Source organism: Blautia hominis (genome assembly GCA_002270465.1).
GTDB classification, from domain to species: Bacteria; Bacillota; Clostridia; order Lachnospirales; family Lachnospiraceae; genus Blautia; species Blautia hominis.
Genome location: NQOF01000001.1, coordinates 454,844 through 478,739, shown reverse-complemented (window position 1 = coordinate 478,739; position 23,896 = coordinate 454,844). Strand labels below are relative to the sequence as shown.

17 protein-coding genes, 4 tRNA genes and 1 pseudogene are annotated in these 23,896 nt (G+C 45.3%); 19 read left to right on the top strand and 3 right to left on the bottom strand.

What is annotated here, in order from left to right:
- Positions 1 to 323 precede the first annotated feature (323 nt).
- Entirely contained in the window at positions 324 to 4,091 is a 3,768-nt protein-coding gene (locus tag CI595_RS02230; RefSeq protein WP_095171265.1) for a phosphoribosylformylglycinamidine synthase, read from the top strand.
- Between the two features lie 156 nt (positions 4,092 to 4,247).
- Here CI595_RS02230 and CI595_RS02225 read toward each other — a convergent pair whose 3' ends face one another.
- Positions 4,248 to 5,450 (bottom strand): uroporphyrinogen decarboxylase family protein, encoded by a 1,203-nt coding sequence (locus CI595_RS02225; RefSeq protein ID WP_095171263.1) that lies wholly within the window; start codon positions 5,448 to 5,450, stop codon positions 4,248 to 4,250.
- 437 nt (positions 5,451 to 5,887) lie between these two features.
- Here CI595_RS02225 and CI595_RS02220 point away from each other — a divergent pair, with 437 nt between their 5' ends.
- On the top strand, positions 5,888 to 7,012 hold the full coding sequence (locus CI595_RS02220) for a CdaR family transcriptional regulator (protein ID WP_095171261.1): 1,125 nt from the start codon (positions 5,888 to 5,890) through the stop codon (positions 7,010 to 7,012).
- Here the strand turns inward: CI595_RS02220 and CI595_RS27020 are convergent.
- Positions 6,985 to 7,110 (bottom strand): annotated as a pseudogene (locus CI595_RS27020) (DUF6783 domain-containing protein); the annotation flags it as partial. The gene CI595_RS02220 and the pseudogene CI595_RS27020 overlap by 28 nt on opposite strands.
- On the opposite strand from CI595_RS27020, the gene CI595_RS27015 reads away from it, so the two are divergent.
- The 13 genes from CI595_RS27015 to CI595_RS02160 all read left to right on the top strand — a co-directional run bounded on the left by CI595_RS27015 (position 7,069) and on the right by CI595_RS02160 (position 17,358).
- The gene (locus CI595_RS27015; protein WP_334293483.1) at positions 7,069 to 7,194 is read left to right on the top strand and encodes a DUF6783 domain-containing protein; all 126 of its coding nucleotides are present in this window, start codon (positions 7,069 to 7,071) and stop codon (positions 7,192 to 7,194) included. The pseudogene CI595_RS27020 and the gene CI595_RS27015 sit on opposite strands and share 42 nt — an antisense overlap.
- Positions 7,195 to 7,453: 259 nt before the next feature.
- Positions 7,454 to 8,524: a TRAP transporter substrate-binding protein gene (locus CI595_RS02215; protein WP_095171259.1), complete on the top strand. Its 1,071-nt coding sequence runs from the start codon at positions 7,454 to 7,456 to the stop codon at positions 8,522 to 8,524.
- Between the two features lie 78 nt (positions 8,525 to 8,602).
- Positions 8,603 to 9,085: a TRAP transporter small permease gene (locus CI595_RS02210; protein ID WP_242987196.1), complete on the top strand. Its 483-nt coding sequence runs from the start codon at positions 8,603 to 8,605 to the stop codon at positions 9,083 to 9,085.
- 15 nt (positions 9,086 to 9,100) lie between these two features.
- On the top strand, positions 9,101 to 10,399 hold the full coding sequence (locus tag CI595_RS02205) for a TRAP transporter large permease (RefSeq protein WP_095171255.1): 1,299 nt from the start codon (positions 9,101 to 9,103) through the stop codon (positions 10,397 to 10,399).
- 283 nt (positions 10,400 to 10,682) lie between these two features.
- A complete protein-coding gene (gene dcd, locus CI595_RS02200) occupies positions 10,683 to 11,204 on the top strand; it encodes a dCTP deaminase (protein ID WP_095171253.1) in 522 nt (173 codons plus the stop codon).
- A 68-nt stretch (positions 11,205 to 11,272) separates the two neighbouring features.
- A complete protein-coding gene (locus CI595_RS02195; RefSeq protein WP_095171251.1) occupies positions 11,273 to 12,454 on the top strand; it encodes an amidohydrolase in 1,182 nt (393 codons plus the stop codon).
- 65 nt (positions 12,455 to 12,519) lie between these two features.
- A complete protein-coding gene (locus CI595_RS02190; RefSeq protein ID WP_095171249.1) occupies positions 12,520 to 13,137 on the top strand; it encodes a TetR/AcrR family transcriptional regulator in 618 nt (205 codons plus the stop codon).
- 124 nt (positions 13,138 to 13,261) lie between these two features.
- Positions 13,262 to 15,031: an ABC transporter ATP-binding protein gene (locus tag CI595_RS02185; protein WP_095171247.1), complete on the top strand. Its 1,770-nt coding sequence runs from the start codon at positions 13,262 to 13,264 to the stop codon at positions 15,029 to 15,031.
- Positions 15,032 to 15,036: 5 nt separating this feature from the next.
- On the top strand, positions 15,037 to 16,776 hold the full coding sequence (locus CI595_RS02180) for an ABC transporter ATP-binding protein (protein ID WP_095171245.1): 1,740 nt from the start codon (positions 15,037 to 15,039) through the stop codon (positions 16,774 to 16,776).
- Between the two features lie 189 nt (positions 16,777 to 16,965).
- A tRNA-Val gene (locus tag CI595_RS02175) sits at positions 16,966 to 17,038 on the top strand.
- A gap of 30 nt (positions 17,039 to 17,068) precedes the next feature.
- Positions 17,069 to 17,142 (top strand) — tRNA-Met (locus CI595_RS02170).
- 37 nt (positions 17,143 to 17,179) lie between these two features.
- Positions 17,180 to 17,252, top strand: a tRNA-Val gene (locus CI595_RS02165).
- Positions 17,253 to 17,284: 32 nt separating this feature from the next.
- Positions 17,285 to 17,358 (top strand) — tRNA-Met (locus CI595_RS02160).
- A gap of 112 nt (positions 17,359 to 17,470) precedes the next feature.
- Here the strand turns inward: CI595_RS02160 and CI595_RS02155 are convergent.
- A complete protein-coding gene (locus tag CI595_RS02155; RefSeq protein ID WP_095171243.1) occupies positions 17,471 to 19,270 on the bottom strand; it encodes a sigma-54-dependent transcriptional regulator in 1,800 nt (599 codons plus the stop codon).
- Between the two features lie 219 nt (positions 19,271 to 19,489).
- Between CI595_RS02155 and pdxA the strand changes: the two genes are divergently transcribed.
- From pdxA to CI595_RS02135, 4 genes are read left to right on the top strand one after another with little or no spacing between them, the layout of a single operon-like run.
- Positions 19,490 to 20,533 (top strand): 4-hydroxythreonine-4-phosphate dehydrogenase PdxA, encoded by a 1,044-nt coding sequence (gene pdxA / locus CI595_RS02150; RefSeq protein WP_095171241.1) that lies wholly within the window; start codon positions 19,490 to 19,492, stop codon positions 20,531 to 20,533.
- A gap of 9 nt (positions 20,534 to 20,542) precedes the next feature.
- A complete protein-coding gene (locus CI595_RS02145) occupies positions 20,543 to 21,850 on the top strand; it encodes a four-carbon acid sugar kinase family protein (protein WP_095171239.1) in 1,308 nt (435 codons plus the stop codon).
- Entirely contained in the window at positions 21,804 to 22,850 is a 1,047-nt protein-coding gene (locus CI595_RS02140) for a zinc-dependent alcohol dehydrogenase (protein ID WP_095171237.1), read from the top strand. The genes CI595_RS02145 and CI595_RS02140 overlap by 47 nt, the downstream gene beginning before the upstream one ends.
- The gene (locus CI595_RS02135; RefSeq protein ID WP_095171235.1) at positions 22,847 to 23,890 is read left to right on the top strand and encodes a zinc-binding dehydrogenase; all 1,044 of its coding nucleotides are present in this window, start codon (positions 22,847 to 22,849) and stop codon (positions 23,888 to 23,890) included. Before CI595_RS02140 ends, CI595_RS02135 begins: the two co-directional genes overlap by 4 nt.
- Positions 23,891 to 23,896: the final 6 nt, after the last annotated feature.

The following is a 23,896-nucleotide window of genomic DNA, read 5'->3' as shown; positions in this document are numbered from 1 at the left end:
CAGAGAGTGCCGTAACTGTACCGGATAGTGCCGGAAAGGTGCCGGATTTGCCGGATAGTGCCGGAAAGATGCTGGAAGGTAATGATCTAAATTGTATGCGGCAGAATAGTAAGGCGCGGATTAGGAAAAAGCTTTGTGTATATATTAGTTGTAGTTATAAAAAATATAAGATATATTAATTTTATTAATAAAGAATTCCATGTTATGATAAGTACGAAAGCGGCAAAAGGAGATCACTCCAAGGGCCGCCTAATAACACAAATCATAAAGAAACCGCAATGCGGGTTTTGGTGTGCCGAAGAAAGAGGCAGAAAGGAGCCAACATGAGCAGTGTAAGACGTGTTTATGTAGAGAAGAAGCCGGCTTTTGCTGTACAGGCAAAGGAGCTTGCCCATGAGATCAGCAGTTATCTGGGGATTAAGGACGTGGCGGGAGTGCGCGTTCTGATTCGCTATGATGTAGAAAATATTTCTGATGAGGCATTTGAGAAAGCATGTGACTGTGTATTTTCTGAGCCTCCGGTGGATGTATTATACCAGGAAGCTTTTGAGATGAAGGAGGGGGACAGGGCATTTTCCGTAGAGTTCCTTCCGGGACAGTTTGATCAGAGAGCGGATTCCGCTGTACAGTGTATACAGTTCTTGAAGGCGGACGAGGAGCCTATTATCCGCTCTGCAACCACTTATGTAATAGAAGGAAGTATTTCTGACCAGGAGTTTGAGGCTGTTAAGGAGCATTGTATTAACCCGGTGGATTCCAGAGAGGCAGATGCGGCAAAACCGGAGACACTGGTTACAAATTTTGAAGATCCTGCAGATGTAAAGATTTTTGAAGGGTTCCGGGAAATGCCGGAAGCAGAACTTAAAGAACTGTATTCTTCCCTGAATCTGGCTATGACATTTAAGGATTTCCAGCACATCCAGAACTATTTTATAAAGGAAGAAAAACGTGATCCGTCCATGACTGAAATCCGTGTACTGGATACTTACTGGTCTGATCACTGCCGTCATACTACTTTCTCCACTGAGCTGAAGAACGTGGAATTCGGCGAGGGCGATTACAAAGAGCCTCTTGTAAAAACTTATGAAAAATATCTGGCTGACCGTCAGGTGATATACAAAGACAGGGATGACAAGTTTGTATGCCTTATGGACCTGGCTTTGATGGCTATGAAAAAATTAAAAGCAGAAGGAAAGCTTCAGGACCAGGAAGAGTCTGACGAGATCAATGCCTGCAGTATTGTTGTCCCTGTTGATGTGGACGGCAAGGAAGAGGAATGGCTGATCAACTTTAAAAATGAGACCCATAACCATCCTACAGAGATTGAGCCTTTCGGTGGTGCGGCTACCTGTCTGGGCGGCGCGATCCGTGACCCGCTGTCAGGACGTACCTATGTTTATCAGGCTATGCGTGTGACCGGTGCGGCTGACCCAACCGTGTCTGTAAAAGATACCATGAAGGGAAAACTGCCTCAGAAGAAACTGGTCAGAAGTGCAGCCCATGGCTACTCTTCCTATGGAAACCAGATTGGTCTGGCTACAGGATATGTGAAGGAAGTGTATCATCCCAATTATGTGGCAAAACGTATGGAGATCGGTGCCGTTTTAGGTGCGGCTCCGAGACGGGCGGTTATCCGTGAGAACTCTGACCCTGATGATATCATCATCCTTCTGGGCGGACGTACCGGACGTGACGGCTGCGGCGGTGCTACAGGTTCTTCAAAAGTGCATACAGAAGAGTCTATCGAGACCTGCGGCGCTGAGGTACAGAAGGGAAATGCACCTACGGAGAGAAAGATCCAGAGACTTTTCAGAAGAGAGGAAGTCAGCAGGATCATTAAAAAATGTAACGATTTCGGCGCAGGCGGTGTCTCCGTTGCGATTGGAGAGCTGGCAGCGGGGCTGCAGATTGATTTGGATAAGGTTCCGAAAAAATATGCCGGACTGGATGGAACAGAGATCGCGATTTCTGAATCCCAGGAGCGTATGGCAGTTGTGGTAGACCCGAAAGATGTGGAACAGTTCCTGGATTATGCGAAAGAGGAGAACCTGGAAGCCATTCCGGTAGCTGTTGTGACTAAAAGCCCTCGTCTGGTCATGAGCTGGAGAGGAAATACGATCGTTGACTTATCCAGAGCATTCCTGGATACCAACGGTGCGCATCAGGAAACAGATGTGTTTGTGGATGTTCCAAACAGAGAAGGAAATGTCCTGGACCGCGCAGAGGAATCCGGTGACGTGAGAAAACGCTGGATGGACACACTGGCTGACTTAAACACCTGTTCCCAGAAGGGACTTGTGGAAATGTTTGACAGCTCTATCGGAGCCGCCAGTGTATTTATGCCTTACGGCGGAAAATACCAGCTCACCGAGACACAGGCCATGGTTGCCAAGGTTCCAGTATTAAACGGTAAGACAGAGACAGTTACAATGATGAGCTACGGTTTTGACCCGTATCTGTCAAGCTGGAGCCCATATCACGGAGCTGTCTATGCAGTGACGGAATCTGTTGCAAGGATCGTTGCGGCAGGTGGTGACTACAGCAAGATCCGCTTTACCTTCCAGGAGTATTTCCGCAGGATGACAGAAGATCCCCATCGCTGGAGCCAGCCTTTTGCAGCTCTTTTAGGTGCTTATGCGGCACAGCTTGGATTTGGTCTTCCGTCCATCGGCGGCAAGGACTCCATGTCCGGTACTTTCAATGAAATTGATGTACCGCCTACACTGGTATCCTTTGCTGTGGACATTGCGAAACAAAAAGATATTATTACACCGGAATTGAAAACACCTGGGGACAAGCTGGTATGGCTGCGTGCTCCAAAAGCAGACTATGACCTTCCGGATTTCCAGGCCCTGAAAGACCAGTACAGCAAGCTGCATGAAGATATTCAGGCAGGCAGAGTAGTGGCTGCATATGCTCTTGACCGCAGCGGTATCGCTCCGGCAGTGAGCAAAATGGCATTCGGAAACCAGATGGGTGTTAAAATTGAGCATAACGTGGATGAAAGAGACCTGTTCAGCGCAGGCTTCGGTGATATTATCTGTGAAGTGAAAGCAGATAAAGTGGGTGAGCTGGCTGTCACATACACGGTGATCGGTGAAGTGACTGACAAGGCAGCTATCGAATATAAAGATATGAGCATCTCCATGGCAGAGGCTCTGGAAACCTGGAAAGCACCTCTTGAGAAAGTGTTCAAGACACGCTCCGGTTCTGAGACTGATGACATTACAAAGGATGAGGACAGAGGTCTGTACAAAGCAGACAGCATTCACATCTGCGCTCATAAGATTGCACAGCCCACAGTGTTTATTCCGGTATTCCCGGGAACCAACTGTGAGTATGACAGCAGAAAAGCCTTTGAGAGAGCCGGTGCGAAGGTGATCACAAAAGTATTCAAGAACCTGGATGCAGCGGATATCCGTGATTCTGTTGATGCATTTGAACGATCCATTGACCAGGCACAGATCATTATGTTCCCGGGCGGATTTTCAGCAGGTGATGAACCGGACGGTTCCGCAAAATTCTTTGCAACTGCATTCCAGAATGCAAAGATCAAAGATGCGGTTATGAAACTGGTAAGCGAGAGAGACGGACTTGCACTTGGTATCTGCAACGGATTCCAGGCGCTGGTTAAGCTGGGGCTTGTACCAAACGGTGAGATCACCGGACAGACTGCAGATTCACCGACCTTGACATACAACACGGTGGGACGCCACATTTCCAAGATGGTATACACAAGAGTGGTTTCCAACAAATCCCCGTGGCTGCAGAAAGCCGTGCTGGGCAATGTTTATGCGAACCCGGCATCCCACGGTGAGGGACGTTTTGTTGCAAATGATGCGTGGATACAGAAGCTCTTTGCAAACGGCCAGGTAGCTACCCAGTATTGTGACCTGGACGGCAATGTGACTATGGATGAAGAGTGGAATGTGAACGGTTCTTACGCTGCCATTGAGGGGATCACCAGCCCGGACGGACGTATCCTGGGCAAGATGGCCCACAGCGAGCGCCGTGACTGTGGCGTAGCTATGAATATTTATGGCGAGCAGGATATCCGGATCTTTGAATCCGGTGTGGAATATTTTAAATAATAAAGGCGGTCCTGCATGGATCTCTGCCTGTGACTGTGAGAGAACGGAACAGTTAAAAATATTAGATGACGGAGAAAACCGTGGGATATAGAAATTATGTCCCACGGTTTTCTATATTTTTATTTCTGATGATAGGGCGTTTGCCGGGCATACTTTCTATGGCGTTACCGGCCCGAATTCCTCTGCCTTTTTCTTAAGATACAAAATCCTGTCAAACTTGGCAGCAGGAGGCACCGTATCCGCCACTGACAATATGAGATGGTCCCCTCTTCCCAGGTTCTCGAATTTTTCTTCCACAAACCGTTTAAAAGTCAGGTCATTCATGGAATCTTCCAGTACGGAAATAGAAGGAATGCCGCCCCATACCGTACAGGTATCCCCGAACATACGCCGGGTGTCCTCAAGGGAAATTTTAGTCATAGGGGCAGGACAGATGGAATCCGCTATGTCAAATCCGGATTTTAAGTAGAGTTCCATAAGTCCGGTATTTTCACCGTCTGTGTGTGTGGCCAGATATTTGCCTCGGGCGTGTGCCCTGTCAGACTGTTCCTTCAATGTAGGCATGATATACTCTTCAAACATGGAGGGGGCGGTAAATGAAGTGTCATAATTGGCGCCGGAAAGTATCACTTCCGCAGGGCTGTCCAGAGCGGCTTCAAACAATTTGCTGCTGAAAGGCGTGATCTGTTCTATGAATTCGTTCATTTCATCCGGATTATCGTATTGTTCATAATAATACGTGTCAAAAGCCATTAGTTCTTTGATCAGGTAATGGCCGGGAGATGCCCACATGGCAGAAAGTGTTACGGCAACACCTCTCTCTCCAATGAATTCCTGCTGGAAACGAGTATAATTTTCATAATCCGGAATCACTTCCATGTTGTCGAAAATATATTTCATAGCCGGATAATCATCCATGGATTTAATGGCATGTTCCTTTATGACATATAAGGTTATGCCGTTCTTTTTCATATCCTGGCTGTGAATTACCGTGGTGGTGATATCTCCCTTGGGAGTTTCATATTTTACCTTCAGGATTCCGTCCCCTGTCCGCTCATAAGTTCGTCTTACATTGTGGAGTTTTATCCGGTATGGATGATTTTTTAAGTGATAAATTCCAAGTCCCACATCCAGATCTCCCAGTTCAGGGTCAATAAAATCTTTGAAATCAGGAATGATCGCATGATAGCCAAGTCCCAGGTCATCCACCATTTCCCTTAATGTTGCATGTTGATAAGGGGCAGGAAGTGTACCGTTTTGGGAGTTTGCATTATACCAGATATCCAGGCGTGGAATGAAAGGCAGAGTATCCGTTGGCTGTCCGCTCAGCGTAGCCAGTATTCGTTCTTTTGGTGTCATAAAATCCTCCTTCACGATTATCCACTGCGGGGTAGATGGATAGTTCTGCTTCATTTTTGTTGAGTATAGCATAAAAAAAACGGGTTTCCCATGGGACAGCAAAACAAAAAAGAAGCAGGAAATTGTGTTGTGAAAACACAAAGGGTTGTAAATATATTCCAGTATACTTTTAGTCCTGGACAAGATATTTTCCGAATGCTATCATGAAATATAAATAAATTCTGTTAAATTCCGGGGGTGATCTGGGAGACTCTGCCGGGAAAAGGGAGAGAGGCTGGGAGCGAAAGGGAGCGGACAGATTAAAGAAAAAGTGACTGCGGATAGGATATCAAACAGTCACATAAAAGCAGACAGTCAAATAAAAGCAGACAGTCAAATAAAAGCAGACAGTCAAATAAAAGCAGACAGTCAAATAAAAGCAGACAGGAGGAATCAGATTGCTGGATAATTTTTTGGCGGAAAAATTCATTAAAAAAGCGGGGGAGTCCACAGAGTATAATATCAATATTATGGACGAAAAAGGAGTAATCATAGCCAGTAAAGACGCGGAACGGATTGGCAATTTTCATGAGGTGGCATATTGGATCATTCATGGGGATGAGGAGATCATTGATGTTCCGGACGGGGGAAAATACCTGGGGGTTAAGCCGGGAGTCATGCTTCCCATTGAGCATAAAGGGAAACGGACAGGGGCTATAGGGGTTACCGGGGAACCGGATGAGGTGCGTGATATTGCAAAGGTAATGAAATTTGCCATTGAGACCATGTATGAATTTGAATCACAGCATGAACTGAGTGCCAGGCGTAAGAGTATGAAGGACAGATTTATTTATGGTATTTTATCCAATGAGGTGGCTGATATTGAGAAATTGAAGGAGGATGCAGAGACACTGGGATGGGATGAATCCTGTGTCCGGCTGCCGGTCCTTCTTTTTTTGGATGAGATGGCAGACATGCCCACGGTTCTGAGAAAATTGAAGGAAAGCGCGTTGTACAGCCGTCAGGATATTATATCCGTTGTCCAGGACAAAAATGTGATCATATTTAAAAGTTTTAAGCCGGACCCTTCCAGTCTCAGCCGGTACAAAGAGATCATTACAGAGTCCATTGCCTCCTGTAAGAACTATCTGGATATGGCCGGAGCAAAATACCAGTTTCTTGCAGGGACCTTTCAAGACTGTTTTGAAAAATACAGGATTGGTTATCAGCACTGTATCTGGATGAGAGACCGTGTGAAGGAGCAGATCTGCTTTTTTTATGAACATGTGAACGAGTATATGAAGTCTTTGATCGCCATGGTGGAGTACCGGGATATATACGGCGTTTACGGGCAGCTTTTAGACGAAAAGGGAAAGGAGAATATATTGGAGGTGGTGGATTCCCTTCAAAAAAATAATTATAACTTTAACGCCAGCAGCAAAGAACTCTATATACATAAAAATACGCTGGTGTTTCGCTTTAATAAGATAAGAGAACTATTAGGGGTAAATCCCATGCAGCAGGTCGCTGACCGGGATTTCCTGGAGTATCTGCATTACTTTATTAAAAATAACAGAACGTAAGAGCTGGAGTGTGTCTGAAACTTCATTCCGACAAGCTGCACGCCCCACTTCGCGGTATATTTGGCCCCAATTCGGTCAACGTAGCCCGCTACGCCTCCCTCATCGGGTCCAAATCTCCCACAAAGTGTGACGCACAGCTTGCCGAAAGCAATTTTCAGATACACTCTAAGGCAGCAGTTTGATAGCCGGCTGCCTCGGGAAAAGAATGAAAAGTGCGGTACAGCGCAGTAATTATGCTGATAACACAAAAATCAAATCTATTTTTATGCTGAGGTGTTATGGTAAAGAAATTGGCAATAATGTACAATATCTTTAAGCGAATTACCTGTAAACTGAGTGAAATCACTAAAGGTTTCTGCTTTATGCGGGGTGCAGAAACAGATAATCAGACAGGGATAAGGCTGTTGACAAAAGAAGGAATTTCAAAATGGAGGGAAGCAAATGAAAAGAAAACTGATTTGTATGTGTTTCAGTATGGCTGTGTTTGGTGTATTGCTGTCCGGGTGCGGGGAAGAGAAAAATAAAAAGGATACAGCGGATAGCGGGACGGATGTTGACGTGGAATCCTATGATTTCAGCCAAGATGAATCTTTTGATATTACAGCAGGTGGGATTCAGGCAGCAGAGGATACCGTTACGCTGGCAATGCAGAAAATGGCAGATGAAGTGAAAGAAAAATCTGGGGGAACGATCACCATCACCGTGTCTCCGGCGGCCCAGCTTGGTGATGCCACAAGCCAGATGGAGGCAGTGTCTCTGGGTACACAGGAGATGTTCGTGGACGCCGGTTCCTGGCTCTCCACGTTTGTGGACGATGCGCAGGTGACTTCCATGTTCTTCCTCTTTAAGGATGAAGACCACTACAGGAAATTTCTTGAGAGTGATATCAATGGTGATATGGAACAGCAGCTCATTGATCAGCAGGGAATCCGCGTGGTAGCCAACAACTGGCTCAGGTCCCCAAGGTCTATATCCTGTTCAAAAGAGATTACGTCGCTGGATGATTTAAAAGGCCTCAAGATGCGTGTTCCGGACATTAAATCCTATATGGAATCCGCTACAGCACTGGGTCTGGGAACTGCGCAGGTGGCATGGGGAGAGACATATCTTGCCCTTCAGCAGGGAGTTGTGGATGCCTGCGAATCTCCTCTGGATTCTATCTATACTATGAAATTTTATGAACCTACCAAGCAGGTAACACTGACAGAACACATCCGCGACAATGCTGCGGTCTATATGAATGACGATCTGTATGGTGAGCTTAGTGAGGCGCAGAGAAAGGTACTGACAGAGGCCGCGCAAAATGCAGGTGACTGGTATGCAGAGGAAGTAAAAAAGGTTTCAGAGGATTACAAGAAAACCATGGAAGATGAGGGGACCAGTTTCTACGTTCCGTCAGACGAAGCTATACAGGAAATGTCAGATGTAATTGCTGAAAAAGCTGCTGAATTAGAGGAAAGCGGTGCCTGGAAAAAGGGACTTTTTGAAGATATAAAAGCGCTTGCAGAGTGATAAATACAGTAATTTTGCTGCCGCGGCCTGTCTGGCTGCGGCAGTATATCAATTGGGAGGTGGGAAATTTTGAAGTATGTGAAAAAGTTTATCAAAATAGCCGGCACGATCCAGTGGTATCTGGGAGTAGCCTGTATGCTGGCCATAATGATCTCTGTGACTGCCGGGGTCATCTGCAGAAAGTTCTTCAACAGCCCCTTAAACTGGGTGGAGGAACTCTGTACATTTCTTTTTATCTGGCTGGCATTTTGCGGAGCCAGCGTGGCAGCTATGAATAAGAAGCATGTGAGTGCCGATTTTCTAACAACGAAACTGTCACCCAAGGCTAACAAGATTTTACTGTTGAGCCAGAGAGCTCTTATGATCCTGCTTCTGGCAGTTATGTTTTTCGGAGCCATTATCTTACAGCCAAAAATGATGGGACATTCCAGCACCAATCTGGATCTGCCGAAAAATCTTTATTATATTCCCATACTGTTCAGTTCTTTTTACATGATATGTGTCTATACAGTGGAGCTGATCGAGATGGTTAAGGGAACCTACACAACCGAGCCGGGATGAGAAAGGAGAGTATAAATGGGTCTAAACATAACCATATTGCTTCTTACATTTTTAATTTTACTTTTTATAGGAATGCCCATTGCTTTTGCCTTGGGGCTTCCGGGACTGGTATATCTTCTGATGCAGGGAGGTTCAGTCTCTATTGTCAACCTTCCCCATTCCATGACAACGCCGCTGTTTTCCTATGTGCTGATCGCACTTCCGGCATTCCTTCTCTCCGGTCGAATGATGAATTCTGCAGGGGTGACAACGCGCCTGTTTGATGCGGCACTTGCCATTGTTGGGCGTTTTAAGGGCGGCCTGGCCTACGCAAATGTTGTGGCAAGTATGATGTTTGCCTCCATGTCAGGCACTGCGGTTGGTGATACCGGCGGCCTGGGGGCTATTGAAATGAAGATGATGGATAAGGCAGGGTACAAAAAATCTTTTTCCGCAGGTATCACAGCGTCCTCCAGTGTGATAGGACCGCTGATCCCTCCGTCCGTCGCCATGGTGGTTTTGGGGGCTTCGGCAGGAATCTCTACCGGCAAATTATTTTTGGGAGGCCTGATACCCGGTATTATCATGGGGCTGGCGCTGATGGTGTCTATATTCGTCCAGTCAAAGACAACAAAAGAAGGGAAAAACTGGCCAATCACCAAAATTCCGGCAAAAGAGATTCCCGTTAAACTGCTGAAAGCAGTTCCGGCGCTTATGTCCCCGGTTATTATTATCGGTGGGATCACGACAGGTATCTTCACCCCCACAGAGGCGGCGATCGTTGCGATTGATTATTCCATTATCCTGGGGATCATTTATAAAGAGCTGACATTCAAAAGTTTCATGCAGGCACTTAAGGACGCAGTGGAGACTTCGGGGACCTTTATGCTGATCATTGCCATTGCGGGCTTCTTCACATGGATCATCACAAAAGAAGGACTGGCTACCGTGCTGCAGAACATGCTGTCCCCGCTGTATTCTGCCGGGCCGGTGTTTGTTTTACTTGTGCTGGCTGTTATACTGGTTATTGTTGGATGTTTTATGGATACCACTGCAGCCATTTTGCTGATAACGCCTATCTTCATGCCAATAATCAATAATCTGGGATTGGACCCGGTGCACTTTGGCGTGATGATGACTGTTGCCTTAATATCGGGAATTGTCACACCTCCGTTTGGAATATGTCTGTTTGTCATGTCGGATGTGTCAGGACTGCCGGTATCGACAGTGACGAAAGAGTGCGCCAAATATCTTCCGGCAATGTTCCTTGTCCTGCTTCTGATCATTTTCTGTCCGGCTTTGTCTACCTGGCTGCCGAACTTGTTTTACTCCTGATATGATAAATGCTGTCCGGTGTGTTTCCTGAACCGGGCAGCATTATTTTTGAAACATTACAATTGCTTGTCAGCACTGCTTTTGAGATGATATAATCAAAGCAGACTTTTAGACACAATCGTAACTGTTCAGTACCCTCACAGTTACAGGCAAAAATCCATGCAAAATCGCCTTTGGCGATGGGATTTTTGCTTGGCCGTGGTACACTTTCTTACGGTCAGCGCAGTGAATGCGCAGACCTACTGAATAGTTACCAATAATCTTACATTGGGGGACAAATACCATGATACTATCAGGTAAAGAAATTTTAAAGCACATTGGCAGGGAGATCATAATTGAGCCGTTTGATGAAAAGCGCGTCAATCCCAACAGTTATAACCTTTCCCTGGCAGATGAACTTCTGGTCTACGATACGCCGGTCCTGGATATGAAGAAACCAAATCCGGTCAAAAAAATAACGATCCCGGAGGAGGGAATGGTTCTGGAGCCGAATAAACTGTACCTGGGCAGAACGCAGGAATACACCAAAACGGATTATTATGTGCCCATGCTGGAGGGGCGTTCTTCCACAGGCAGGCTGGGGCTTTTTATTCACGTGAGTGCAGGTTTTGGAGATATAGGCTTTGCAGGCCACTGGACTTTGGAGATATTCTGCATCCATCCGGTGAGAATATACCCAAATGTGCAGGTATGCCAAATCTATTATCATGACATTGACGGGGAATATGATTTGTACAAGAGTGGTAAGTATCAGAATAATACCGGGGTAGAGGCAAGCAAAATGTATCAGGATTTTGAAAAATAGCAAAATCCCGGCAGGCCTATGTATCTATTTTCAGTACATCAGGCCAGGGCGGAGTAAAGGAGAAGGATATGGTGCAGGAAGCAATCAGAGATCAGGTTGAAAAATACTTTGACAAGGTCAGGACACTGGCAGACCATCTGACAGAACATCCGGAAATCAGCGGGGAGGAAAAGGAATCATGTGCATATATCACAGATTTCCTTAAAGAACTGGGGTATGAAATTACGGCCCCCTATGCAGGGATGCCTCATTCCTTCCTGGCTGTGGATAGGGAGAAAAGAGATTTTAAGGGACCAAAGGCAGCTTTCATATGTGAATATGACGCGCTTCCGGAGGTGGGACACGCGTGCGGGCATTCCTATAGCTGTGCGATCAGTATATTGGGGGCCCTTGCGCTGCGGGAGGCATACCATGACCTTCCCATGAGGATTGATCTGATCGGTACACCCGGTGAGGAGTTCGTGGGCGGAAAATGTTATATGACGGAAAACGGAGGCTTTGACGGCTATGAGTATGCGGCTATGGTGCATCTGAACAATGAGGATGTCACCTATTTCCAGGTGCTGGCATCCAATGACAGATATTTTACATTCCATGGAAAAGCGGCTCATGCCTCCGCGTGCCCGGAGGAAGGGCTCAATGCACTGAATGCTGCCAGGCTCTTTATGGATGCCATGGATATGTGGCGCCAGCATTTGACAAAAGACTGCCAGTTCCATGGCATTGTGGCAAAAGGAGGAGCAGCGCCCAATGTTGTTCCGGATGAGGTGTGCCTGGATTATTATTACAGGGCAGCCACCATTGAGAACCTGTGGAAACTCAATAAGATATCCGAGACCTGCGCAAAAGGAGCGGCCATGGCCACAGGAACCACTGTGGAGTGGAGCCAGCGGTATCCGGATTACGGGGAGATCTACTGGAATGATACTATGGATGCAATGATGCAGGAACTGTTTGCGGATACAGGAAGAAAAACGGTTAGATCTAAGGGGCCGGGAGGTTCCACAGATCTGGGAAATGTAAATCTTAAGATTCCGGTGTTTCATCCCATGATAGACATCACAGGGGAGAAGAAAGAGATTGTGATCCACGACAGGGAATTTGAGCGGCTTCTGCATACAGAGGCAGCCGGAATCGTTCTCAGGGATGGAGCTGAAATCATTGCGGGTCTGGGTTATAAACTGGCGCTGGAACCTAAATTGATGTCACAGATAAAAGAAGAACATAAAAAATATAGGAAACTCTCTTGACAAACCAGAATTTACCAGATACAATATAACAGTGTTATATAACGCTGTTACAAGGAGGTGGGCACTTGCCCGGTGTAGATTTGAACACCCTGCAGAATATTTTGGATGCGGGGAAAAAAGAATTTCTGGAAAAGGGATTCCGGGCGGCTTCTCTCAGGAATATTGTCAGGGAGGCGGGAGTGACTACCGGTGCTTTTTATGGTTATTTTAAAAGCAAAGAAGAGCTTTTTCGAGCTTTAACGGAGGAGCCCGCAAGGACTTGTCTTGAAAGATTCAGGGAAGTGCAGGAGGCATTTGCAAGACTTTCACCTAAAGAACAGCAAAGACGCATGGATGAGATAACAGAAGCCTGTATGGACTGGATGGTGGATTATATATACAGCAACTTTGACGCGTTTAAGCTGGTGCTGTGTTGTTCAGAGGGCACGGAGTATGAGGACTATATCCATACAATGGTAGAGATAGAAGTGAAAAATACACACCGTTTTATGGCTTCCATGGAGAGTGTTGGATATCAGGTGAGAAAAATAGACAGCCAGATGGAACACATATTGGCCAGCAGTATGCTTTCCGGATTTTTTGAGATGGTAGTTCACGATATGCCGCAGAAGCAGGCAAAAATATATGTCCATGAACTGCGAGAATTTTATAATGCCGGATGGATGAAAATTATGGGGCTTTAGTGCCTTATAATTTTTAGATTAAGGTTAGTTTAAACTAACCGAAGCGTGTGATAAGGAAGCGGTTTTATTCCTTGATAAAACCTGCCTTATATAAAAACAAAAAAGCAGTAGAGGAGGAAAAGATGTGAAGAAACAATCGAATCTGTCAAGGCTTATGGGTTATGCCGGCAGCCACAGGTATTTAACCTATTCATCCTGGGTATTGTCAGCCCTGAGCGCGTTTATTGCACTGGTCCCGTTCTGGTATATCTGGAAGATAATCAAAGAGGTGCTGGAAACGGCACCGGATTTTACCGCCGGAGAAAATCTGGTGCATAATGGCTGGATGGCAGTACTGTTCGCCGTGTTATCTGTACTTGTCTATATTGGCGGGCTGATGTGCTCTCACATAGCGGCATTCAGGATCGCGTCAAATATCCGCAGTGAAGCCGTGCATCACATTGTAAAGCTGCCGCTGGGCTTTGCGGAAAGCTTTGGCAGCGGGAAACTGCGGAAGATTGTAAATGAGTCAAGCGCTGCTACGGAAAATTATCTGGCCCACCAGCTCCCTGACAAGGCCGGGGCCATTGCCACCCCAGTCGGTTTATTGGTACTGCTACTAGTTTTTGACTGGAGACTGGGGATTTTAAGCCTTGTACCCGTGCTTTTGGGATTTATCATAATGATGAGCATGACCGGGGCAAAAATGCAGCAGAAGATGCAGGAATATCAGAATGCACTGGATGATATGTCTAATGAAGCGGTGGAGTATGTGCGGGGAATACCGGTTGTAAAAACCTTTGGGCAGACAGTTTTTTCTTTTAAAAAGTTCAAGGATTCTATTGACCGTTACGGCAGGTGGGTCATCGCCTATACAAAACAGCTCCGTATGCCCATGCTGTGCTATACGGCAGCTATTAACAGCGTATTTGCGTTTCTGACAGCGGCAGGGATTCTCCTTACCCAAAACGGTGTGACCGATGAGTTCCTGCTGAATCTGATTTTTTACATTATTATTACGCCTGTGATCTCTGTAACATTGACAAAAATTATGTTTCAGAGTGAAAATGCCATGATAGTGGACGATGCATTAAGACGTATCGACAGTGTTTTGGATATGAAACCTCTTGAGGATACATCTGTGCCGGAGCACCCTGCAGACAGTTCTATAGAGCTGCGGAATGTAAGTTACAGCTATGATGGGGAAAAGAATGCCCTGGACGGGGTATCCCTCCGCATAGAAGCAGGTCAGACGGCTGCCTTTGTGGGGCCATCGGGCGGCGGCAAGACCACACTTGCAAATATTATTTCACGATTCTTTGATCCACAGAACGGAAGGGTTTTGATCGGCGGTGTGGATGTGCGGAAAATAGAGAAAAAGGAATTGATGGACACAGTATCCTTTGTATTCCAGAACAGTCATCTTATCAAAGCCTCCATTCTGGAAAATGTGAAGATGGGAAAAACGGGAGCATCCAGGGAGGAAGTCATGGAGGCACTGAAAGCAGCGCAATGCATGGATATTTTGGAAAAGCTGCCGGATGGTGTGGATACGGTGGTCGGGACAAAAGGCGTGTATCTGTCGGGCGGTGAACAGCAGCGTATTGCCATAGCCAGAGTGATGTTGAAAAATTCACCCATCATTATACTGGATGAGGCCACTGCATTTGCGGACCCTGACAATGAAATCCGGGTGCAGGCAGCATTTTCTGCACTTTCAAAGGGAAAAACCGTCATCATGATTGCACACAGACTTTCCACTGTGGCAAATGCGGATAGGATTTTTGTGATAAAAGGCGGTAAAATTGCAGAGAGCGGGACTTGTGGTGAACTGGAGGGAAGAGATGGCATATTCAGCCAGATGTGGAAGGATTATCGGACTTCTGTACAGTGGAAGGTAGGAAAGGAGGTATAACAGTTATGATAGAAAAGCTTCAGAAAAAATTTGCCCTTTCCAGGCAGGGAGCCGTTGACCTGGTAAAAGGATGTGCGGCCTGCGTGCTGCAGAATCTTTCCTTTATGTTTCCTGTGGGAATTCTCTATCGCCTGGTCGGTGATTTGATGGAGGGCCCAATCAGCGGCAGCAGGACAGCTTTTTATATTGCAGGGTGCGTGTGTTGTGTTGCTCTGATACTGCTGGCTACCTGGTTTCAGTATAACGCCACATATTTTGCCACATACGTGGAGAGCGGGGTACGGCGGATCTCGTTGGCGGAAAAACTGCGTAAGATTCCGCTTTCCTTTTTTGGAAAAAAAGATTTGGCTGACCTTACAAGTACAATTATGGCGGACTGTACTTTTCTGGAACAGGCCTTTTCTCATTTTATTCCTGAGCTGATAGGCGCCATGATTTCCACCGTGCTGGTAGCTGTGGGCCTCTTTGCTGTTGACTGGCGTATGGCACTGGCTGCCTTGTGGGTGATGCCTGTGGCGTTTGCGATTGTAGGATTTTCAGCCAGGATACAAGGAAAACTCAACGGCAGACAGATGGATGCGAAAATGACATGCGCCGATGGGATTCAGGAGTGTATTGAGACTTCCAGAGATTTGAAGGCAAACAATGCGGAAGAAGAGTATCTGAAAGGATTGGATAAAAAGATTAAAGCAGTGGAAAAACGGGCCATCATATCAGAACTGGGCACGGCCGTGTTTGTGGTATCAGCCACCTTGATTTTAAAGCTGGGCATAGCGACGGCTGCCCTTGCCGGTTCCGTACTGCTTGTCAAAGGAAGCCTGGATATCCTGACATTTTTCATGTTTCTTTTGGTAGTATCGCGTTTATATGACCCGCTGCAGGGGGCCCTTCAGAATCTGGCAGCAGTGATTTCCACACGTACGAATATTTCCAGAATGAATGAAATCCTGGACCATGAGGTGCAGAGCGGCGGTAATACTTTGAATCTAAAAGGTTGTGATGTGGTGTTTGACCATGTGGGATTTGCGTATAACACAGGAGAGGAAGTCCTGAAGGACGTGTCTTTTACCGCAAGCCAGAATGAGGTTACAGCACTTGTAGGGCCATCCGGCGGCGGAAAGACCACAGTATCCAGACTGGCGGCGCGCTTTTGGGATATAGACAAAGGAAAAATAACCATCGGCGGTATGGACATATCCAAAGTGGAACCTGAAACACTGCTGTCCCTCTATGCGATCGTTTTTCAGGATGTAACTCTGTTCGACAATACTATAATGGAAAATATCAGAATCGGAAGAAAAGATGCATCTGATGAGGAGGTGCTGGCAGCGGCCAGGCTGGCAAATTGTGAGGAATTTGCAGGGAAGCTGCCGGATGGCTGGAACACAAAGATAGGGGAAAATGGCTGCACCCTTTCAGGAGGAGAAAGACAGCGTATTTCCATCGCCAGGGCCTTTTTGAAAAATGCACCGGTAATTCTGCTGGACGAGGCAACCGCATCCCTGGATGTGGAGAATGAGACATTGATTCAGGCCGCCCTGTCAAGGCTTATAAAAGATAAGACTGTACTGGTCATTGCCCATCGTATGAGAACTGTAGCGGGAGCGGATAAGATTGTTGTTCTTGCTGACGGAAAAGTTGCGGAGCAGGGAACGCCGGAACAGCTTATGAAAAAAGGCGGTGTTTACCGCCATATGGTGGAACTTCAGACCAGGAGCCAGGAATGGACTTTACAGGGAACCTGAGTGGGGCAAATTCAGCCCAAAGCTGAAGCAGGAAATATGGGGACGACATGCAAAATATGGTGTCGTTTCCCATTGATGGGAGAAAAAGAGATTTTTGTATTTTTTTGAAAAAAAGGTATTGACAATTGACACAATTTAAGGTTATAATAGCAAAGCAGTCAAGCGATAGCAGAGACTGCTAAATGAAATGGGATCTTAGCTCAGCTGGGAGAGCATCTGCCTTACAAGCAGAGGGTCATAGGTTCGAGCCCTATAGGTCCCATTCTTTTGCCAAAAGCAAAGAGATACAGATGGCGAGATAGCTCAGCTGGCTAGAGCATACGGTTCATACCCGTAGTGTCGAGGGTTCAAGTCCCCCTCTCGCTACTTGCTGTACAAGCAGCAGATAATCAAATAAAATTATGGGATCTTAGCTCAGCTGGGAGAGCATCTGCCTTACAAGCAGAGGGTCATAGGTTCGAGCCCTATAGGTCCCATTCTTTTGCCAAAAAGCAGAAGAAATACAGATGGCGAGATAGCTCAGCTGGCTAGAGCATACGGTTCATACCCGTAGTGTCGAGGGTTCAAGTCCCCCTCTCGCTACTATAGATAAGCACTTGTGGAATTTATTCCGCAAGTGCTTTTGTGTTATAGGCAATTATCATTGTATTGATAATTGCCTATTATTTGTTTTCTAAAAGTTCGGGTCTTGTTCTCAGTTATTTTCTCTGCTTTTTAATATCCGCCACAAAGTACTGCGTCCGATTCCAAGACGCCGGGCAGTCTTTTCTTTATTCCCCTTTTCTTCATTTAGTATTATTTTGATGATCTGATAATTGATTTCGTCCAGTGATTGCTTTAAATCTATAGACGTAGCACAGTCAGCAGGCCCGGTGGGAATATAAGGCTCTTCCCGGCGGAGCAGCTGCATAACGCTTTCAGCAGAAATGTAAGAGGCAGGTGTGATCACTACAAGCTCTTTAATAATTCGCTGAAGCTGGTCTAAGTTATGCTTCCAGGGAAAATCCTTCATGATCGCCATAGCCTCTGCATCAAATCCTATGATCTGCTTTCCAAGGGAGGCATTGAGTTTGTTGATATACAATGTGGAAATACTGGGAATATCTTCTCTGCGCTCCCGCAGCGGTGGAAGATTTAAAATTAGGCAGGACAGATGGTTTGCCAGGTAATTCTGTGCTGTTTCTGTTTCAGCATAGGCATCTTCGTTGGTTACAAGTGAAAATATCAGGCGGTTGCGTTTGTGCAGGCCGGTCTGTTCCATGTAGGTAAATAATTTAGAAAGCTGATTTTTATTCAATGCTCCGGGGTTTTTGATGTATATGGTAGCGTGAACATGAGTCAGCGGTGAATTTTCACTGCCTATCAGTGTATTCCATTTACGTTCATTCAGAAGGGGGCAGTCAATCGTATAGAGAGGGCTGCTCTCATAAGGGCCGTTTTCATATAAAAGATGTGCCGCCTTATCCTTTCCGGTTCCGGTCTCACCGATGATCAATACAGGCAGGGTTGTTTTGCTGTATTCTGTAATAGACTGTTTTACACTGCCCACATTATTTGCACTGCTGTAATAAGTAATGAAGTCACTGGGCTGTCGGTCCGGCTTGTTGTAAATGGATATGCTGTTGTCCTCCGGTTCGTACAGAGCCTTTTTCTTTTGTATGCTGATTGTTGTGTAAGTGTGTTCCTCGTAGCGCAGATGCCTGTTGGAGAGTATGACTGTTTCGTGACCGATTTGCTGTTCAACTGTCTGGTCCGGGCCTTGAAGAAAAGCATTCAAATAAGTATGGACCAGGTTCATCACCGGAGAGTCAGTGTCATCGGCGGACAGGCTTGAAAACCAGAGGGTACCGGAAGCATCATAAATCAGGAAATCATTTTCACCCTCTGTAAGCATGGCCTGAAACAAATCTTTCTGCTTATGAACATACTGTGAAGAGTTAACAAGTTTGACAGCTTCGTTCAGTGCGGCATCTATACTTTCCGTACCGGAAGAAAGAAGGATGGAATTCAAGCCAAGCTTCTGAGCCACGGTAGAACCGATCATATCACAGAGAGTCAGAGTGCACCCGTGTTCCATTGCATTTTGCAGAGCAGGTTCGGCATCAGCTTCATTGCTGAAAGTGATGATATCAATATTATACTGCAGCAGATCACACAGTACATGAGCACAGTTGGTAATACTGGGAAAACCTGCGATGACAAATTTGCCGGAATAGTTCTCAGCCATTTTGATAGCGCGGAGTATGTCATACACAGAAATAGCCACCTCTACTACCGGGAGTTCTACTGCGGCGCGAATCATATCGGCTGTACCGCCCCGGGAGATTATGACATCATAATTGTTATGGGCCAGTTCCTGGGCAATCTTTCTTCCTGTGCTTAGGTCACCAATCTGTACAGTTAATTCAATGTCTTTTCTTTTTTGAGCCGTGGCAATGATAGATTCTGCCATACCCTCATAAGGTGCCACCACTAATATCTTTGTTTTTTTCATATTGTTATCCTCTTATGCACAAATGTTGTTTTAAAATGAAACCATTTATTTATTTTACATTAAAACAAACTAAAATACAATGATAAATACAAAATATGTTTCAAATAAATACGTTTTACTTATGCAGAACTATTGAAAATGTGTATATAACGAAGTAGTATAAAGAAAACAACATAAAAAACAATTGAAAGGTTTCAAAATAAAACAATGGAGAGCGATATGATAAATAAAAAACCAATAATTGGAATTACTATGGGTGACCCGGCCGGAAATGGACCGGAACTTTCTGTAAAAGTTCTGACAAAGCGCGATGTTTATGAAAAATGCCGTCCTCTTATTATCGGAGATGCTAATTGTATGGAGGCGGCAATAAAGATTACAGGTAATGAACAACAGGTAAAACTTAATCCTATTGTAGATGTAAAAGATGCAAAATTTGAATATGGTACGATTGACGTTTTTGATATGAAGATCGTAGATCTAAAAAAACGTGTTTATGGTAAAGTTGCCGCTGAATGTGGTGAGGCTGCATTTCGTTATGTAGAAAAGGTTATTCAAATGGCTATGAATGGAGAAGTGGACGCAACCGTAACAAATGCTATAAATAAAGAGGCTATTAATCTGGCCGGCCATCATTTTTCCGGCCACACAGAAATTTACGCTCACTACACGGATACGGATAAGTACACAATGATGCTGGCCCATGAGGAGCTGCGGGTCGTACATGTATCTACGCATGTATCTCTTCGCCAGGCCTGTGATAGTGTGAAGAAAAGCAGGGTACTGGAAGTCATTCGTATTGCAGATGAAGGATGCAAAGCTTTAGGCATTAAAGAACCAAAGATCGGAGTGGCAGGGCTTAATCCACATTGCGGTGAAAATGGTATGTTTGGAATGGAGGAGATTGAGGAAATACAGCCTGCAATAGATATGGCTGTAGCAGAAGGAATCCGTATACCGGAATTAAAACCAACTCCTCCTGATACAGTTTTCTCCAAAGCGCTGGGTGGCTGGTATGATATTGTGGTAGCCATGTATCATGATCAAGGTCACATTCCGCTGAAGGTTAAGGGATTTGTATACAATAAATCTCTAAAAAGGTGGGATGCAGTGGCAGGTGTGAATATCACATTAGGCCTGCCCATTATCCGTACTTCTGTAGATCATGGAACAGGATTTGGACATGCAGGTGATGGAAGTGCAAATGAACGAAGTTTGGCTAATGCCATAGAATATGCTGTCAGATTCGCCAAAAACAGATAGGGTGAAACCATGGTAAAAATGCTGATAATTGCTGATGATTTTACAGGCGCGCTGGATACGGGAATACAGTTTGCCAAGAAAGGGATTATTACTCAGGTAGTAATAGGCTCACAGACAGAGCTTAGAGTGTCGGAAACAGCACGTGTTCTGGTGGTGGATCTGGAGACAAGGCCGATGAAAGCGGAGGATGCTTACAGGGCAGTCTATAATCTGACAAAATGGGCCGTTCGTTCTACAATACCTATTATCTATAAAAAAACAGATTCAGCACTTAGAGGAAATGTGGGTGCAGAGCTAAGTGCTGTTGTAGATGCATCAGAAGAAAATCTATATTTCATTCCTGCATTTCCTGATATTGGAAGGATTACCTTAAAAGGTATCCATTATATAGGAGATGTCCCTTTGGAAAAAAGTGCATTTAAAGAAGACCCATTTGAACCTGTGCATTCTTCCTATCTTCCGGCCATTCTGGGTGAATATGCCAAAAATAAAGTGAAATGCATTGGGCGTATGGAGGGTAAGGAAACCTATATAAAGGAAAAGAAAAAAATCATAATCTTTGATGCAGGATCTAATAAAGACATAGAAGTGCGCATAAAGGAACTGAAGGAGGAGAGTAAACTCAGTTTTCTGGCCGGATGTGCAGGATTTGCGGCTTTTCTGCCCGTAGCACTTGGACTTGAGGGAGTGGTTTATCGAAAATATGAAAAAAAGAAGGGACTGTACGTGGCCTGCGGGAGTTTAAATCCCATTACAAGAGAACAGGTGATGTACGCGGAACAAAAAGGCTTCCTGAGGATCAGCCTGACACCGCGTCAAAAATTGGATACGGAATATTATAAAACAGAGGAAGGAAAAGAATTTCTGGAAGAAGTGTATCGGCAATGTATTTTTAATCCCAGGATCATTGTAGATACTTTTGACAAAAGAGAGGAGGAGACCAAAAAGTATGCAGAGACCATGGGGATAGATCCGGAAGAAATCAGATTCTCTATAACAAAATGTCACAGCATGATCGTTCGTTATCTCATTGAGAAAGGGGTGGATTACACCATATTTATGACAGGAGGGGATACGCTCATGGGTCTTATGAAGATGGTAGAAAATCCTGAATTTATACCTGTCTGTGAACTTAGCCAGGGGGTGGTGTTGTCAAGGCTTAAATGGAGAGATAAGATCCTGCAGATAGTATCAAAATCCGGAGGATTTGGTTCGGTAAATGTAATGACAGAAATTGCGGACAAATTGGTGGAATGTGAGGGGGGAAATTATGAGGGCAGCGTACATAACAGACGTAAAGCAAACGGAAATACGTGAAATTGACAAACCTGTACCAAAAAAAGGAGAAGTACTGATAAAAATTGAGTCAGTAGGAATATGCGGTTCAGATCTGCACCTCTTTCTTGGAGTCCATGCTTTTCGGAAGCCACCGGTTATTCTGGGGCATGAAATGTCAGGTACTGTCTGTGAACTGGGAGAAGGCGTCACAAAATTTGGGATAGGTGACAGGGTGACTGTAAATCCATCGGTCAGTTGTGGAAGATGCTATGCATGCAGACGAGGATTGGAAAATATTTGTGAGCAGAGAAAAGCGCCCGGAACAGATGCATGGATTGGGTGTTTCGTAGAATATTTTCCAACCCCAGAAGAAACGGTATACAAAATCCATGATGATGTAGAGTTCTCCAGGGCAGCCCTGACAGAGCCGCTGTCTGTAGCCACACATATTCTCAGACGGGCCAGTGTACAGGAGATAAAAACAATGGCGGTTATAGGCGGTGGTACCATTGGTTTGATGACCTTGTATCTTGCGAAAAAGAAGGGGGTTGAGAAAATAATCTGCAGCGATCCGGCCGCTTATAATCGGAATCAGGCATTGAAATTTGGCGCTGATCTTGCAGTGGATCCACTTTCGGAAGATCCTGTCAAGGCAGCCATGCAGATTACAGACGGGGAGGGGGTTGATCTTTGTATTGTGGCTGCCGGGGCACCCATGATTTTAGACCAGGCTTCACAGATGACCAGAAAAGGAGGGGAAATCGGACTGGTTGCTATGATCACCAAACCAATAACTTTTTATTGTTATTCAATTGTATTCCGGGAGCAGCGTATTTTTGGAAGTCAGATTTACCAGACCTGTGATTTTGAAGATGCTTTAGGGGTAGTGCAGACAGATGAGAGGCTGTCCGCCTTTGTTACACAGCGTATGCCTGTGGAAGATGTGCAGAAGGCAATGGAAATGCTTGCTGAGAAAAAAGAAAATGTCATTAAAATTATTCTGGAGTGGAAGAATAGGAAGGGAGAAGGCGAAGTATGAAAGAAATCATGTGTGGTGTCGTAAAAGAGAGGCCGGAACCGGGGGCTGTCTGGCATGAAGATTTGCCTGTTCCAAAAGTCGGCCCCAGGGATGTACTGGTGCGGGTGCGGGCTGCAGCTATTTGCGGAACGGATCAGCATATCTTTTCCTGGACACCTTATGCGCAGGCACGTTTAAAGCTGCCTATGGTATTTGGCCATGAGTTCGCAGGCGATATTGTGGAAACCGGTTCACAGGTTACAGAATTTCATCCCGGACAGAGGGTAGCAGGTGAAACGCACATACCCTGTAATGAATGCTATATGTGCAGATCAAACCGACGGCATAACTGTATAAACATGAAAATTATCGGTGTCCATGCAGCGGGGGCTTTTTCAGAATATATTTCCTTACCGGCTGACTGTGTTTATGTGCTTCATAATGAACTCAGTTATGAGCGCGGGTGTATGCTGGAACCGATGGGGGTTGCAGTCCATGGCGTATCGAGGGCAGAAGTTACAGGAAAGACGATTTTGATCTATGGAGCTGGTCCCATTGGTTTAATGGCAGTTGGTGCTGCAAAAGTAAGGAAGGCAGAGAAAATATTCTGTGCAGATTTATTCGATACAAAATTGAAAGTGGCTAAAGAGGTCGGGGCGGATGTCATAGTCAATACGAAACATCAGGAGCTGCAGGATATTATTTATGGTGAGACAGACGGTGTGGGAGTCGATGTGGTGATTGATTATACCGGTAACAATCAGGCTCTTAAATCAGGCTTTCGCTGTTTGAGAAAAAACGGTACGTTTGTAGTGGTAGGTCTCCCCTCAAAGGATATTACGCTAGATTGGACAAATGATATTATTTACAAAGAGGCAACCGTATATGGGGTGACAGGACGTCTGATGTACGAGACATGGGATGAATGTATTCAAATCCTAAATTCTCCGGATTATAAACTGGATAGAATGATTGGCGGTATTTATCCACTGAAAGACTATGAAAAAGCTTTTCAAGATATTGAAATGGGAGTTCCCGGAAAACTTATATTGATACCATGATTAAAA